At 64.6% G+C, this 14,143-nt stretch carries 10 protein-coding genes; 7 read left to right on the top strand and 3 right to left on the bottom strand.

From position 1 onward, the window contains the following. The first annotated feature begins 93 nt into the window (after positions 1-93). A complete protein-coding gene (locus tag ACIPZ8_RS02785) occupies positions 94-1,101 on the top strand; it encodes a FecR family protein (RefSeq protein ID WP_400719467.1) in 1,008 nt (335 codons plus the stop codon). 4 nt (positions 1,102-1,105) lie between these two features. Here the strand turns inward: ACIPZ8_RS02785 and ACIPZ8_RS02780 are convergent, their stop codons facing one another. Beyond that, on the bottom strand, positions 1,106-2,425 hold the full coding sequence (locus ACIPZ8_RS02780) for a Na+/H+ antiporter family protein (protein ID WP_400719466.1): 1,320 nt from the start codon (positions 2,423-2,425) through the stop codon (positions 1,106-1,108). Between the two features lie 492 nt (positions 2,426-2,917). On the opposite strand from ACIPZ8_RS02780, the gene ACIPZ8_RS02775 reads away from it, so the two are divergent. Further along, positions 2,918-5,062, top strand: coding sequence for a methyl-accepting chemotaxis protein (locus ACIPZ8_RS02775; protein WP_400719465.1), 2,145 nt, complete (start codon positions 2,918-2,920; stop codon positions 5,060-5,062). Positions 5,063-5,120: 58 nt separating this feature from the next. On the opposite strand, the gene ACIPZ8_RS02770 is transcribed toward ACIPZ8_RS02775, so the two are convergent. Continuing rightward, positions 5,121-7,019, bottom strand: a complete 1,899-nt coding sequence (locus tag ACIPZ8_RS02770) for a S8 family serine peptidase (RefSeq protein WP_400719464.1) — start codon at positions 7,017-7,019, stop codon at positions 5,121-5,123. Between the two features lie 158 nt (positions 7,020-7,177). Between ACIPZ8_RS02770 and ACIPZ8_RS02765 the strand changes: the two genes are divergently transcribed. Both ACIPZ8_RS02765 and ACIPZ8_RS02760 read left to right on the top strand, forming a co-directional pair. Further along, positions 7,178-8,179 (top strand): ABC transporter substrate-binding protein, encoded by a 1,002-nt coding sequence (locus ACIPZ8_RS02765; protein WP_400719463.1) that lies wholly within the window; start codon positions 7,178-7,180, stop codon positions 8,177-8,179. Continuing rightward, positions 8,176-9,024 carry an ABC transporter permease gene (locus ACIPZ8_RS02760; RefSeq protein WP_400719462.1) on the top strand — a complete coding sequence of 283 codons (849 nt, stop codon included), beginning with the start codon at positions 8,176-8,178 and terminating at the stop codon, positions 9,022-9,024. The genes ACIPZ8_RS02765 and ACIPZ8_RS02760 overlap by 4 nt, the downstream gene beginning before the upstream one ends. Positions 9,025-9,047: 23 nt before the next feature. Here ACIPZ8_RS02760 and ACIPZ8_RS02755 read toward each other — a convergent pair whose 3' ends face one another. Further along, positions 9,048-10,535 (bottom strand): aldehyde dehydrogenase family protein, encoded by a 1,488-nt coding sequence (locus ACIPZ8_RS02755; protein ID WP_400719461.1) that lies wholly within the window; start codon positions 10,533-10,535, stop codon positions 9,048-9,050. Between the two features lie 732 nt (positions 10,536-11,267). Here ACIPZ8_RS02755 and msuE point away from each other — a divergent pair. Genes msuE through sfnR form a run of 3 tightly spaced genes read left to right on the top strand, consistent with a single transcriptional unit; the run spans position 11,268 to position 14,132 of the window. Further along, on the top strand, positions 11,268-11,828 hold the full coding sequence (msuE, locus tag ACIPZ8_RS02750) for an FMN reductase (protein ID WP_400719460.1): 561 nt from the start codon (positions 11,268-11,270) through the stop codon (positions 11,826-11,828). Positions 11,829-11,837: 9 nt separating this feature from the next. Then, positions 11,838-13,022 carry an acyl-CoA dehydrogenase family protein gene (locus ACIPZ8_RS02745; protein WP_400719459.1) on the top strand — a complete coding sequence of 395 codons (1,185 nt, stop codon included), beginning with the start codon at positions 11,838-11,840 and terminating at the stop codon, positions 13,020-13,022. Positions 13,023-13,031: 9 nt separating this feature from the next. Then, positions 13,032-14,132, top strand: coding sequence for a sigma54-dependent transcriptional activator SfnR (gene sfnR / locus ACIPZ8_RS02740; protein WP_400719458.1), 1,101 nt, complete (start codon positions 13,032-13,034; stop codon positions 14,130-14,132). Positions 14,133-14,143 lie beyond the last annotated feature (11 nt).

Here is a 14,143-nt window from a genome sequence, read left to right as displayed (position 1 = left end):
ACGAAAAACACACATAACTGATAGTCATTCGCCATTACCTCGGTTCTCGGGAGCCCCTCTGCAGGGGTAGAATGCGCAAAACCCGGAGCTTTGATGAACCAAGACCGCCGCAATCCCAGCCCAGATGAAGCCATCACCGATGCCGCCGCGCACTGGTGCATGCGCCTGCACGCCGACGATTGCACGCAGGTCGAACGTGAAGCGTTCACCCGCTGGCTGGCGGCCGACCCGCGTCACGCCGAGGAATACCAGGCGATGCTGGAAATCTGGCAAACCGCCGACCTGTTGCCCCGCACCGCCACAGTCGTCGACTTCAACCCGCCTGCGCGGCATGCACCACGGGCACGCAACTGGCGGCCACTGGCGTCGGCTGCGGCGTTGGCCCTGCTGGTATTGCCGCTGGCCGGCTGGGTGGGTTGGGAGCAAGGCTGGTTGCCCAACCACTACCAGCATTTCGAAGCGGGCAGCGAGATGCAGACCGTGCAGTTGAGCGACGGCAGCACGGTCGAGCTCAACCTCCACACCGAACTGACCTACCTCAACTACAAGGACCAGCGTCAGGTCACGCTCAAGCGTGGCGAGGCCTTCTTCAAGGTACAGCACGACAGCAGCCACCCGTTCATCGTCCGCGCCGGCCGCGGCCAGACCCGCGTCACCGGTACCCAGTTCAATGTCTGGAAGTACCAGGACCAGGTCAAGGTCACCCTGGTACAGGGTTCGGTGCTGGTCAGCAGCGATGGCAGCGCCGGCGGCTACCGCCTTGGCCCTGGCATGCAGGCCAGCTACCACACGGGTGATTTCGAGCCGCAACTGGCCGAGAACGACGACTACGACAACAGCCTGGCCTGGCGCAACGGCAAGCTGGTGCTCGACAACCTGAGCCTGGAACAGGCCCTGCCGGTGATCAACCGCTACCTCGACGCCCCGCTGCTGCTGGCCGACCCCGGCACCGGGCGCATCCGCATCAGCGGTATCTACAACACCCGCGAGGTCGAGCGGCTGGTAGACAACCTGCCCAAGGTGCTGCCGGTCTACCTGACCCGCAGCAAGGACGGCAGCACCGTCCTCAACAGTATCTCCCCGCCACCCGACAAGGGCTGACGTCTTACAGCGTCATCGCTGCCAGCCAGCCGAACGCCAGCAGTGGCAGGTTGTAGTGGATGAAGGTGGGGACCACGGTGTCCCAGATATGGTGGTGCTGGCCATCCACGTTCAGCCCCGAGGTCGGGCCGAGGGTCGAGTCCGACGCCGGCGAGCCGGCATCGCCCAAGGCACCCGCGGTGCCGACGATGCACACCGTGGCCAGCGGGTCGAAGCCCAGTTGCACGCACAGCGGCACGAAGATCGCCGCCAGGATCGGCACCGTCGAGAACGACGAACCGATGCCCATGGTCACCAGCAACCCCACCAGCAGCATCAGCAAGGCGCCAATGCCCTTGCTGTGGTCGATCCATTGCGCCGAAGTCTCGACCAGGCTCTTTACTTCGCCAGTGGCCTTCATCACATCGGCAAAGCCGGACGCTGCGATCATGATGAAGCCGATCATCGCCATCATCTTCATGCCTTCGGTGAACAGGTCATCGGTGTCCTTCCAGCGCACGATGCCCGACAGCGAGAAGATCAGGAAGCCGACCATGGCGCCGATGATCATCGAGTCCAGCCACAGCTGCACGATGAATGCCGCAGCGATTGCCAGCCCCGCCACCAGCAGGGTCAGCGGGTTGTACTGCACGCTGACCTGCTCGACCTGCTCGATGCGCGCCAGGTCGTAGTCGCGCTTCTTGCGGTAGCTGATGAATACCGCCAGCAGCAAGCCGGCGAACATGCCGGCCGCCGGGATGGCCATGGCGTGGGTGACATTGACGCCGCTGACATCGACCCCGGCGCGGGCGACGTTGGCCAGCAGGATTTCGTTGAGGAAGATGTTGCCAAAGCCCACCGGCAGGAACATGTACGGCGTGATCAGGCCGAAGGTGATCACGCAGGCGACCAGCCGGCGGTCGATGCGCAGGCGCGTCAGCACGTACAGCAGCGGCGGCACCAGCAGCGGGATGAAGGCGATGTGGATGGGCAGGATGTTCTGCGACGACACCGCCACCACCAGCATCAGGCCGATCAGCAGCCATTTGACCTTGCCACCGTTGGCATGGCCCTGGCGGTCGATCATGGCCAGGGCGCGGTCGGCCAGGGCATGGGCCAGGCCCGACTTGGCGATGGCCACGGCGAAGGCGCCGAGCAAGGCGTAGGACAGTGCCACCGTGGCACCGCCACCGAGGCCACCGTTGAAGGCCTTGAGCGTGCCTTCGATCCCCAGCCCGCCGACCAGGCCACCGGCCAGTGCGCCGATGATCAGGGCGATGACCACATGCACGCGGGACAGGCTGAGTATCAGCATGATGCCGACTGCGGCGATCACTGCATTCATGGTTTGGGGTTCCTCTGGCAGCAGACAAAAAGCGCGCACTCTGACGGAGTGGGATGGAGATGTCAAAAGCGCCATATTTCGGCGTATTTCCCAGAAGATTTAAATTGAATGTTTGAATAAAGAAAAAATGGCCTGGGCCGATATAGGTGGGAGGCTGAGAGGTGCCTGCCTTGAGGTTTTTGGCGCCTGGGAGATCGAGCGCCGCCCGCGCGGCGCATCGCAGGCAAGCCTGCTCCTACATTTGTTTCGGGCCAATTATTCCTGAGGCATTGGCGCGCGCCCCCTTGTTTGTACGACGCGATATCGAGCCATGCACCAAGGGCGCGCGCGCCAAAGGCACAGGCTTCACTGGCCCGAAACAAATGTAGGAGCAGGCTTGCCTGCGATGCGCCGCGCGGGCGGCGCTCGATCTCCCAGGCCGCAAAAGCGTCACGGCGAACACCCCCAGCCCCACCACCAAACCCTTACTGCCAAAAAAAGGGATTCACCCCCATGCCTTTGCGACAACTTTCCATCCAGTGGAAGATCACCCTGCTCGCCGGTCTCTGCCTCGCCGGCATCGTCACCTTGCTCGTCGGCCTTTCGCTGTACCGCATGGACCACAGCTCGGACCTGGTCAAGGCCAGCAGCATGCAGATGCTCACCGAAGCTGCGCAGTCGCGTATCGAGTCGCAAGGTGAAGTCCAGGCACTGAACATTCGCCGCCAGTTCATGGATGCCTACCAGTACGGCGCGGGCTTCTCGCGCCAGGTGCTGTTCCTGCGTGAACAAGCAGAAAAACGCTTCCTCGACGCCTTCGACCTGCGCGAGGACCTGACCCGCCAGGTGCGCGCCGCGCTGCAGGCCAACCCCGACCTGCTTGGCCTGTCGCTGGTGTTCGAGCCCAATGCGCTGGACAGCAAGGACAGCCTGTTCGCCGGCAAAGCCGAGCTGGGCAGCAACGAAACCGGGCGCTTCGCCCTGTACTGGTCGCAACCGCGCGCCGGCCAGCTGACCGCCATGGCCCTGCCCGAGCACGACATGGCCAACACCGAAATCGGCCCCAGCGGCCAGCCGGCCAACACCTGGTGGAGCTGCCCGCGCAGCACCGGCAAGGTTTGCGTGGTGGAACCGTACTTCTATGACATCGACGGCCAACGCGTGCTGATGACCAGCATCGTCTTCCCGCTGGCAATCAACGGCAAGATCATCGCCACCCTGTCCATCGACATCAACCTCAACAGCCTGCAGGCCCTGAGCCAGGACGCCAGCCGCAGCCTCTACGAGGGCCGCACCACGGTCGGCATCCTCAGCCCGGTCGGCCTGCTGGCCGGCTACAGCGCCGATGCCAGCAAACTGGCCCAGCGCTTCGACCAGGTCGACCCGCGCCAGGGCGCCGAACTGGTGCGCAAGCTGGCCACTGGCAAGCTGAGCACCCTCCACGACCAGGCGCGCCTGAAAGTGCTGGCCGCTTTCGAACCGATCCCCGGCGCCCAGCCCTGGGGCGTGCTGCTGGATGTGCCGGAAAATGCCCTGACCGGCCCGGCCGAAGCGCTCAAGCAGGAACTGGACACCCTGAACACCAGCGGCACCCTGCTGGAGCTGGGCCTGGGCCTGGCCGCAGCGATCGCCGGCCTGCTGCTGGTGTGGTTGATGGCCCGTGGCGTGACCAAGCCGATCCTCGGCGTGGCGGCGATGCTCAAGGACATCGCCAGCGGCGAAGGCGACCTGACCCGCCGCCTGACCTACGACAAGCGCGACGAACTCGGCGAACTGGCCGGCTGGTTCAATCGCTTCCTCGACAAGCTGCAACCGACCATCGCCGAGGTGAAGCGCTCGGTGCAGGCCGCCCGCGGCACCGCCGACCAGTCCTCGGCCATCGCCACTGAAACCAGCGCCGGCATGGAACAGCAGTACCGCCAGGTCGACCAGGTAGCCACCGCCTCCCACGAAATGAGCGCCACCGCCCAGGACGTCGCCCGCAGCGCCGCCCAAGCCGCGCAAGCCGCCCGCGAAGCCGACCAGGCGACCCGCGAAGGCCTGGCAGTGATCGACCGCACCACCGCCAGCATCGATGCCCTGGCCGCCAACATGAGCCAGGCCATGGCCGAAGTCGAAGGCCTGGCGCAGAACAGCGAGAAAATCGGTTCGGTGCTGGAAGTGATCCGCTCGATCGCCGAGCAGACCAACCTGCTGGCGCTCAACGCCGCCATCGAGGCGGCCCGTGCCGGTGAGGCCGGCCGTGGTTTTGCCGTGGTCGCCGATGAAGTGCGCAACCTGGCCCAGCGCACCCAGGAATCGGTGGAAGAAACCCGCCAGGTGATCGAAGCCCTGCAGACCGGCACCCGCGATGTGGTCGGCAGCATGGACCACAGCCATCGCCAGGCCCAGGGCGGTGTCGAGCAGGTCGGCCAGGCGGTTACCGCGCTGCAGCGCATCGGCCAGGCGGTCAGCGTGATCACCGACATGAACCTGCAGATCGCCTCGGCTGCCGAAGAGCAGAGTGCGGTGGCCGAAGAGATCAACAGCAACGTCGCGACCATCCGCGATGTCACCGAATCGCTGTCCGGCCAGGCCAACGAATCGGCGCGGGTCAGCCAGTCGCTGAACAGCCTGGCCAACCAGCAGCAGGCGCTGATGGACCAGTTCCGCGTGTGATGGGCAGCAGGCCGCTGCGCGGCAAGCGCAGCGGCTACCGCCCAGGCCGGCTCAAAGGTTATCGCGCAGGGTGAAAACGCCCGCCACCCAGAATCTGGTCCAGCATGACCAATGCGCCATGCACGTTCGGCCTGGCGCCCATTGGCAGCACCTCGGTGTCGGGCAGCGTTGCATCGCCGTAACCTGACGCCATCACCAGCAAGTGCATCTGGTCAGCGTTGAGGTAGATGTGGTGCTGCTCCATCGCGTACGACTGGATCAGGCTCAGTGCACCTGCCACCAGTGGAGTGGCTGACGATGTACCGGCATACCTGTCGGTATAGTCCTCGTCTTCCCCTTCTCTGTTCTGCAATTCGCCGTACGCCAGGGTGACCACGCTGTCTCCCCAGGCATTGAGCATGCGATAGCGGTAGTTGTAGTTGGAATAGACGTGCGGCTTGCCATCCCATGACTGGCAGGCACCTACCAGGATCGCGCCAACGTCGCCATGATCATCGAAGTTGCGATGTTGCGACAGGTCGACACCATGCCCGGCGACCGTTCCATGGTTGGCATCGGTCCGGCCGCTGCCGTTGCAGGCGGCGGCCACCAAAACGGCGCCACGCTGAACCAGGCTGTGCATCATGTCCGCCCAAAGCACGTCATGCACGCTTGGCAGGAAGGTGCTCAGGTCTTTGGGATTGGCCGTCTGGCGGTTGATGCCGACGATATCGCCAGGCTCCACATGACGCAGCAAGTCCTTCACGGTCAGCGTAGAGCCTGCGGCATCCGTGGCCCTGTTGTCGTAGAGGAACAGTTCGCTGTCCCTGGAAATACCCGTGACGCCAGTACCATTGGCGGTCGCCACCAGGATGCCGGCCGAGGCCGTGCCATGCTTGGGGTCTTTGTTGGGCTGCCGGGTCACGATCTTGAGGTTCGGGTTGCCGCGCAGGTCTTCGTGATTGGGGAACAGGCCGCCATCGCTGAAATGGATTCGTGCGCCCTTGCCGGTCACCTGCCTGCCCCAGGCCCGCCGCACGTTCAGGCCCTGCCAACGGCCACCGGGAGCATCAAGGTAATGCTGCAGGTTCTCGAAGTCCGGCGTGGCCTGCCCCTCCTCGTCGCCCCCCTTGGCCAACACGATGGCGGCACCGCCAATCAGCGTGATCAGGCCGGCCAGACCCGCCAGCAGCAGGGGTGACGGTTCCTGGGCATCGACCTGGAATTGCAGGGCCTCGACATAGTCGAGGGCGGCCAGGGTCCTGGCCAGATTGACGAACGTGTCGTTGAGCATGCTGGCGGGCTGCTCCAGCAGGCAGCAGTCGGCAAGCACCTGCAGCCGCTCATCGCGCTGCTCATCGGCGGTCAGCAATGGCCGAGGCTCGATGACCTGCTTGAGCTTGGGCCACAGCCGCACCAGCAAAGAGCCGGACTGCGGTTCCAGGTCGGCAAACAACCGCTCCAGGCCACCCTCTGCGAAGCGGATCAGCAGTGGCGGGCATGACTTGCCATGCGCAATCGGCACAAACACCTCAAGCGCCTGGCCGTCCTGCAGGGCGCGTCGGCGGCGTGCCAACGAACCGGAGAGTGGCACGCTGTCCAGCAGGTTTCGAGTCAGCTCCTGCTCGTTCACCTGCACCAGCAGCGGATCGAGATCGATGACCCCGGCAGCACCTGTTGGTCTGCCCAACGCAATGGCGTGGGCATCGAGCAGCACCACCCGCGGTCGAATGCTGTAAGTACCCGCCACAGGATCTGTTGTCAGTGTGGCCGGACAACCATGATTGACCAGCGCCCGTGTATGCGCCTGGGAATAGACCGATACCCCTTTGAACGAAACAGGCTCCAGCCCATCGATGCGTTCGATTTCATAGCGTATGCGGCTGACCTTGTGCAGGTCGCCCCCCGTGCAACGAATATGGAATTTGCCGTCGAAACGGAAATTCCGGTAGTAGGTGAACTTCAGGTCCAAGGCCATATCTGCAATCCCTCTGTGCTGCATGACCGGGTGTCATGCATCGACGGATTGTTCGCGCATGACCCGGCTGCGCCCATCGCGAAGGCCTTCCCGCAGGGAGGGAAATACCGTCGTCTACACTTGCCCCAACCCAATGCGTGGCAACCCACGAGGCCCCCATGAAGAAAATCACTGCGCTGCTGGCCGGCCTGCTGCTTACCATCGGCCTGGCCAGCACCGACAGCGCCGCATCGGCGGAACAAGGCAAACCCATTCACTTCGGCGAACTCGGCTGGGAAAGCGGCGCGCTGACCACGGAAATCCTGCGCCACATCGTCGAGCACGGTTACGGCTACCCCACCGACACGCTGCCCGGCAGCACCGTGAGCATGGAAGTGGCGCTGGCGCGCAACGACCTGCAGGTGATCGCCGAAGAATGGGCCGGGCGCAGCCCCGCCTGGGTCAACGCCGAAAAGGCCGGCAAGGTGTTCGCCCTGGGTGACACGGTGAAAAACGCTGAAGAAGGCTGGTGGGTACCCGCCTACGTGGTCAAGGGCGACAAGGCCCCTGCCCCTGACCTGCGTAGTGTCGAGGACCTCAAGCGTTATGCGTCGGTGTTCAAGGACCCTGAAGACCCCGTCAAAGGCCGCTTTCTCAACAGCCCCAGCGGCTGGACCTCGGAGATCGTCAACAGCCAGAAGCTCAAGGCCTACGGCCTGGAAGACCTGTACACCAACTTCCGTACCGGCTCCGGCGCTGCACTGGATGCCGAAGTGGACTCGGCGATCCGCCGCAAGAAACCCGTGCTGTTCTACTACTGGAGCCCCACTGCGCTGATCGGGCGCTACGACCTGGTGCGCCTGCAGGAACCACCGTTCGATGCGGCGGCCTGGGCCACCCTGACTGACCCGAAAAACCCCAAGCCCAAAGGCAGCCAGTCGTTGCCGGCAAAGCTGTCGATCGGCGTGTCCAAGGCATTTCGCGATGGCTATCCGCAGCTGGTGGCGGTGTTCGAAAAAGTCGACCTGCCCATCGACATTCTCAACAAGGCCCTGGCCGAGATGAACGAAAAGCGCCTGCCAGCCGCCGAGGCCGCCAAGGCGTTCCTGCGCGAAAACCCGAAAGTGTGGAAGCCCTGGCTGCCCGCTGACGTGGCCGGCAAGGTCGAGGCGAGCCTGTGAGTACGGGCTTCCCTGAAGCCCTGCAACTGTCCTTTGCCGACACCATCAACCGCCTGGTCGACTGGCTGGTACTGCATTATGGCGACCACCTGCGCAGTGTCTCCGACCAGTTCCTGCAATTGCTGGTCGGCCTGGAGAACCTGTTGCGCCTGATGCCCTGGTGGCTGTTATTGTTGTTGGTCGGCCTGCTGGCCTGGCACGCCAGCCGCAGCCTGCTGCGCAGCGTGGTGCTGGTTGCGCTGCTGATGTTCATCGGCATGCTCGGGTTGTGGGACAAACTGCTGCAGACCTTGGCCCTGGTGCTGGTCAGTACCGGGCTGTGCGTACTGATCGGCGTGCCGCTGGGCATCCTCCTGGCCACCCGCCCGCTGGCCCGGCGCCTGCTGCTTCCGGTGCTGGACGTGATGCAAACGCTGCCGGCCTTCGTCTACCTGATCCCGGTGCTGATGCTGTTTGGCCTGGGCAAGGTGCCAGCGGTGTTCGCCACCTTGATCTATGCCCTGCCGCCGCTGGTGAGGCTGACCGAGCTGGGCTTGAGCCAGATCGACCCCTCGCTGCTGCGGGCCGCCCACGGCCTGGGGGCCGGCCGCTGGCAGCGGTTGCGGCGCATCGCCCTGCCGCTGGCGCTGCCGAGCATCATGGCTGGGCTCAACCAGTCGGTGATGATGGCCTTGTCGATGGTGGTGGTGGCGTCGATGATCGGTGCCCGCGGGTTGGGTGAGGATGTACTGGCCGGAATCCAGACCCTTAACGTCGGCCAAGGGGTCGAAGCGGGGTTGGCCATCGTCGCGCTGGCGATGGTGATCGACCGGATCAGCCAGGCATATGGGCGTACCGGCCGCTAGGCACGCCCACAAACCTGGATGACTCAATACCTGATCATCACCGACTTCAGCTCGGTGTAGTCCTCGATGAACGCGCTGCCGAACTCGCGCCCCACCCCCGAAGCCTTGGTCCCGCCAAACGGCACCGCCGGGTCGAGGAAGGTGTGCATGTTGACCCACACCGTGCCGGCCTCGATCTGCGGAATCAGCCGCAGCGCCTTGGACAGGTCGTTGGTCCACAGGCTGGCGGTCAGGCCATAGGGGCTGTCGTTCATCAGCTCGACCAGCTCTTGCTCGTTGTCGAACGACAGCACACAGACGATCGGCCCGAAGGTTTCCTCATGCAGCAGCGGGTCGCTGGCGCCGTTGGCCAACACCACGGTCGGCTCGACGAAGTAGCCCGGCCGGTCGACTGCCCTGGCACCGCATACCACCGTGTTGTTGGCCCGCGCCCGCTCGAAGAAGCCGAGAATCTTCTGCAGGTGCGCGGCATTGGCCAGCGGCCCGAACTGCGCCTCGGGGTCCAGTGCCGAGCCGATCTTCATCTGCCCCAGCGCCGCACCCAGCTTGCGGGTGAATTCCTCGACCTTGCTGTGGTGCACATACAGTCGCTCGGGGGATGCGCACACCTGCCCCTGGTGCACATAGGCCGTTTGCACGATACCGGCCACCGCGCCGTCAACATCGACATCGGCCAACAGCGCCGCGGCATTCTTGCCGCCCAGCTCCAGGGTGGCACGGGTCAGGTTGGCCGCCATGGCCGCCTTGCCCACCGCGATGCCGGTCGGCACGGAGCCGGTGAAGGCCACCTTGGCCACGTCCGGGTGCTCGATCAGCCGCTGCCCGGCCTGTCCGCGCCCGTTCAATACGTTGAGTGCGCCCGCCGGCACCCCCGCCTCGATCGCCAGCTCGGCAATGCGCAGCAGCGTCAGCGGAGTGAACTCGCTGGGCTTGATGACGATGGTGCAGCCCGTGACCAGCGCCGAGGCGATCTTCCAGATGCCGATCATTACCGAAAAGTTCCACGGCACGATCCCGGCCACCACCCCCACCGGCTCGCGCAGGGTGAACGCGGTGTAGCGCTCGCCGGCGAACGACGGGATCGACGGTGTCATGGTCTGCCCGGTGATCTTGCTCGCCCAACCGGCGAAGTAGCGCAGGAACACCACGCTCTGAGCGATCTCCAGGCCGCGGGTGAGGTTGATCGACTTGCCCGAGCACAGGGTTTCCAGCTGCGCCAGCTCTTCGGCATTGGCCTCGATCAGGTCGGCCAGGCGGTTCAGCACCACGCCTTTGTGATAGGGCGAAGCCTCGGCCCAGGCGCCCTTGAAGGCTTGCCGCGCACTGCGCACCGCGCGCTCGACTTCGGCATCGCTGGCCTCGGCAACCCGAGCGATGACCGTGCCACTGGACGGGTCATGGATGGCGATCGACGGTCCCGCCTCACCCGCCAGGTACTGGCCCTCGATGAAATGGCCATGGGGCCTGGCGAGGAACTCGACCACGGCAGGTAACAGCTGGATATCGCTCATGACATGACTCCTGGATGGCAGTGCAAGAAGGTGTGCCGAGCGATCTTCAAACGCCCGCCCACCTGCCTGCCAGCCCCGCACGGCGTTTTGTCAGGCAGCCTCAAGAGAATGTCACGCAGGCCAAATCGCTGTGGGCTGGCCTTGATGGAGTGTCATGGCTGACAGGTGCTTGCCTTGAGGCTTTCAGCGCCTATGAGATCGAGCGCCGCCCGCGCGGCGCATCGCGGATAAATCCGCTCCTACATTTGTTGCAACGTGGCCATGCCTGACAGGTCATGGTTGTCAGCCGGTTTGCAAGACTCAAGACATGCACCAAGGCAGGCGACCATGGCGTAACAGGTTCGGCACGTTGCAACAAATGTAGGAGCGGATTTATCCGCGATGCGCCGCGCGGGCGGCGCGCGATCTGTGCACCACCACAATCCCCAAGGCCATCACCTTCATGCCCTGATGCCATAACCGGACATCCATCCGAAGAAAACAAGATATAAGAATATGAATTCTTATTCTTTTTTTGAAAGTGACAATTCCGCTATAACTTTCCCAACTGTACAGCCGCCAACACTCGGCCAACTGTCTGCAGCGCAACACCTGATCAACAAAACGACGCCCACAAGGCAACACCGGCAGCGCCTTAAGACTCGCAACCTGTTGATCTATATAGAATTAATATATCGGCACGACGATTGCTCAAGCAAAGTCCCCCGCTCAACCAGAACTGGAGACCTGCCCATGAGCACCCCATTGAACGTCGTAGCCCTGTCCGGCGGTACTACCCGCCCATCCCGCACCTTGGCCCTGACCGAGGCCATCCTCGCCGAACTCGGCCAGCACCTGCACATCAAGCCGCACCTGATCGAGCTGGGCGACATCGCCCGACCACTGGGTGCCGCGCTGTGGCGCAGCGAGCTGCCCGAAGCCGTCGAACTACAGCTGCGGCTGGTGGAAAAGGCCGACCTGCTGGTGGTGGCCGCACCGGTGTACCGCGGCAGCTTCCCGGGCCACTTCAAGCACCTGTTCGACCTGATCGGCCAGGACGCACTGGTCGATACACCGGTGTTGCTCGCCGCCACCGGTGGCAGCGAACGCCACGCGCTGGTGCTCGACCACCAGCTGCGCCCGCTGTTCAGCTTCCTGCAGGCCCTGACCTTGCCGATCGGCGTCTACGCCAGCCAGGCGGAGCTTGCCGACTACCGGGTGTCCAGTGATGCCCTTGACGCACGTATTCGCCTGGCCGCCGAGCGCGCCGTGCCGCTGTTCGGCGCCCACCACGCACTCCGTGAAAGTGCCTGAGGATCCGCCATGAATGCACCTTTGAATGCGGCCCGACCGGCGCTGGCGGTAGCACGTGAACTGGCCACGCAGTTCGCCCAGACCGCAGTGGAGCGCGACGAGCGCGGCGGCACGCCCAAGGCTGAACGCGATTCCTTGCGCAGCAGCGGTTTGCTGTCGCTGGTGATTCCGCAGGCGTTCGGCGGCCAGGGTGCGAACTGGCATGACACCTTCGAGGTGGTGCGCGAGTTCGCCCGGGTCGACAGTTCGATTGCCCACGTGTTCGGCTTCCACCACCTGATGCTGGCCACCGTGCGTCTGTTCTCGCGCCCGGAGCAGTGGCAACCATGGTTCGAGCAGACCGCACGCAAGCACTGGTTCTGGGGCAACGCTCTCAACCCGCTGGACACCCGCACCGTGGTCAAGCACTTCGACGGCTGGTGCGAGTTTTCCGGCAAGAAGAGCTTCTGCTCCGGTGCCAGCGACTCGGAAATGCTGATCGCCTCGGCGCTGGACGAGCGTGCCGGCGGCAAGCTGCTGATCGCTGCGATCCCCAGCGGGCGCACCGGCATCACCCTGCACAACGACTGGAACAACATCGGCCAGCGCCAGACCGACAGCGGCAGCGCCACCTTCGAGCGGGTGCGCGTCGAGCATGCCGAACTGCTGCTCGACCCCGGCCCGTTAAGCACGCCGTTCGCCGCCCTGCGCCCGCTGATCGCCCAGCTGCACTTCGCCAACCTGTTTCTCGGCATTGCCGAAGGTGCCTTCGACGAAGCGCGCCAGTACAGCCTCAAGGAAAGCCGGCCGTGGTTCCGCTCCAGTGCCGCCAGCAGCAGCGAAGACCCTTACGTACTGCGCCACTACGGCGAGTTCTGGGTGGGCCTTGAGAGCGTGCGCCTGCTGATCGCCCGCGCCGCCCGCCAGCTCGACAGCGCCTGGGCCAAGGAGCAGGCGCTGAGCGCCGAGGAACGCGGCGACCTGGCCCTGGCCATCGGCACCGCCAAGGTCGCGGCCACGCGCCACGGCCTGGACATCTGCAACCGCCTGTTCGAGGTGACCGGCGCCCGCGCCACCCACGCCTCGCTGCGCTTCGACCGCCACTGGCGCAACCTGAGGACGCAAACCCTGCACGACCCGGTGGATTACCGCATCCACGAGCTCGGCGAGTGGGCCCTCGGCGGCAAGCGCCCTGCCCCATCCTTCTATTCCTGAGTATCGCCCATGCAACTGCTGACCCTCCCCCCGTCACCGACACTGGCTACCTCGATCAGGGCGACCGCACAGGTCTTCGAAGACCCCAGGTCGCAGGCGCTGCTCGCCCACCTGCAACAGGTCGCCCCCAGCGAGGCCAGCGTCCTGATCATTGGCGAAACCGGCACGGGCAAGGAGCTGGTCGCGCGCCACATCCACAACCTCAGCGGCCGGCGCAACGGCCCGTTCATCGCGGTCAACTGCGGCGCGTTCTCTGAATCGCTGGTCGAAGCCGAGCTGTTCGGCCATGAAAAGGGCGCCTTCACCGGCGCCCTGGCGGCCAAGGCCGGCTGGTTCGAAGAGGCCAACGGCGGCACGCTGTTCCTCGACGAGATCGGTGACCTGCCGCTGCCGATCCAGGTCAAGCTGCTGCGCGTGCTGCAGGAGCGCGAAGTGGTACGCCTGGGCTCGCGCAAGAGCATCCCGATCAATGTGCGGGTGCTGGCGGCGACCAACGTGCAACTGGAGAAGGCCATCAACGCCGGGCACTTCCGCGAAGACCTGTACTACCGGCTGAACGTGGTGACCCTGCAACTGCACCCGCTGCGCGACCGGCCGGGGGACATCCTGCCGCTGGCCCGGCACTTCATTCGCAGCTACAGCGAGCGGCTGGGCTACGGGCCGGTGGAACTGAGCCCCAAGGCCCAGGCCAAGCTGGTCGAGTACAGCTGGCCGGGCAATATTCGCGAGCTGGAGAACGTGATTCACCACAGCCTGCTGACCTGCGGCGACGGGCTGGTGCAGGCCCAGGACCTGCGCCTGTCCAACCTGCGCCTGGAGCGCCAGGAGGATGAACCGGCGAACCATGGCGTGGAGGATCTGTTGCAGCAGGCGTTCAGCCGGCTGTACGAAGAGCAGCCTGGTGATCTGTACGAGAAGGTCGAGAATGCCCTGCTGCGATCGGCGTATCACTTCTGCCATTACAACCAGGTGCATACCGCGCAGTTGCTGGGGTTGTCGCGCAACGTCACGCGCACGCGGCTGATTGCGATCGGCGAGCTGGTGGTGAACAAGCGCCGGGCGCAGGCGCCGCAGGTGTTGGATAACCGCGTGGTCCGTCTATCCATCTGAAATTTGCATGT

It is taken from the genome of Pseudomonas sp. NPDC089422 (genome assembly GCF_044749405.1).
Taxonomy (GTDB): domain Bacteria; phylum Pseudomonadota; class Gammaproteobacteria; order Pseudomonadales; family Pseudomonadaceae; genus Aquipseudomonas.
The sequence above is the reverse complement of the archived record's forward strand: the minus strand, read 5'-3'. Positions and strand labels throughout refer to the sequence as shown.

What these genes read in the sequence shown, in the direction of transcription:
- ACIPZ8_RS02770 (WP_400719464.1), bottom strand. Translation starts at nt 7,019, where the DNA reads ATGGCCTTGGACCTGAAGTTCACCTACTACCGGAATTTCCGTTTCGAC.
- ACIPZ8_RS02755 (WP_400719461.1), bottom strand. Translation starts at nt 10,535, where the DNA reads ATGAGCGATATCCAGCTGTTACCTGCCGTGGTCGAGTTCCTCGCCAGG.
- ACIPZ8_RS02780 (WP_400719466.1), bottom strand. Translation starts at nt 2,425, where the DNA reads ATGAATGCAGTGATCGCCGCAGTCGGCATCATGCTGATACTCAGCCTG.
- msuE (WP_400719460.1), top strand. Translation starts at nt 11,268, where the DNA reads ATGAGCACCCCATTGAACGTCGTAGCCCTGTCCGGCGGTACTACCCGC.
- ACIPZ8_RS02745 (WP_400719459.1), top strand. Translation starts at nt 11,838, where the DNA reads ATGAATGCACCTTTGAATGCGGCCCGACCGGCGCTGGCGGTAGCACGT.
- ACIPZ8_RS02775 (WP_400719465.1), top strand. Translation starts at nt 2,918, where the DNA reads ATGCCTTTGCGACAACTTTCCATCCAGTGGAAGATCACCCTGCTCGCC.
- ACIPZ8_RS02785 (WP_400719467.1), top strand. Translation starts at nt 94, where the DNA reads ATGAACCAAGACCGCCGCAATCCCAGCCCAGATGAAGCCATCACCGAT.
- ACIPZ8_RS02765 (WP_400719463.1), top strand. Translation starts at nt 7,178, where the DNA reads ATGAAGAAAATCACTGCGCTGCTGGCCGGCCTGCTGCTTACCATCGGC.
- sfnR (WP_400719458.1), top strand. Translation starts at nt 13,032, where the DNA reads ATGCAACTGCTGACCCTCCCCCCGTCACCGACACTGGCTACCTCGATC.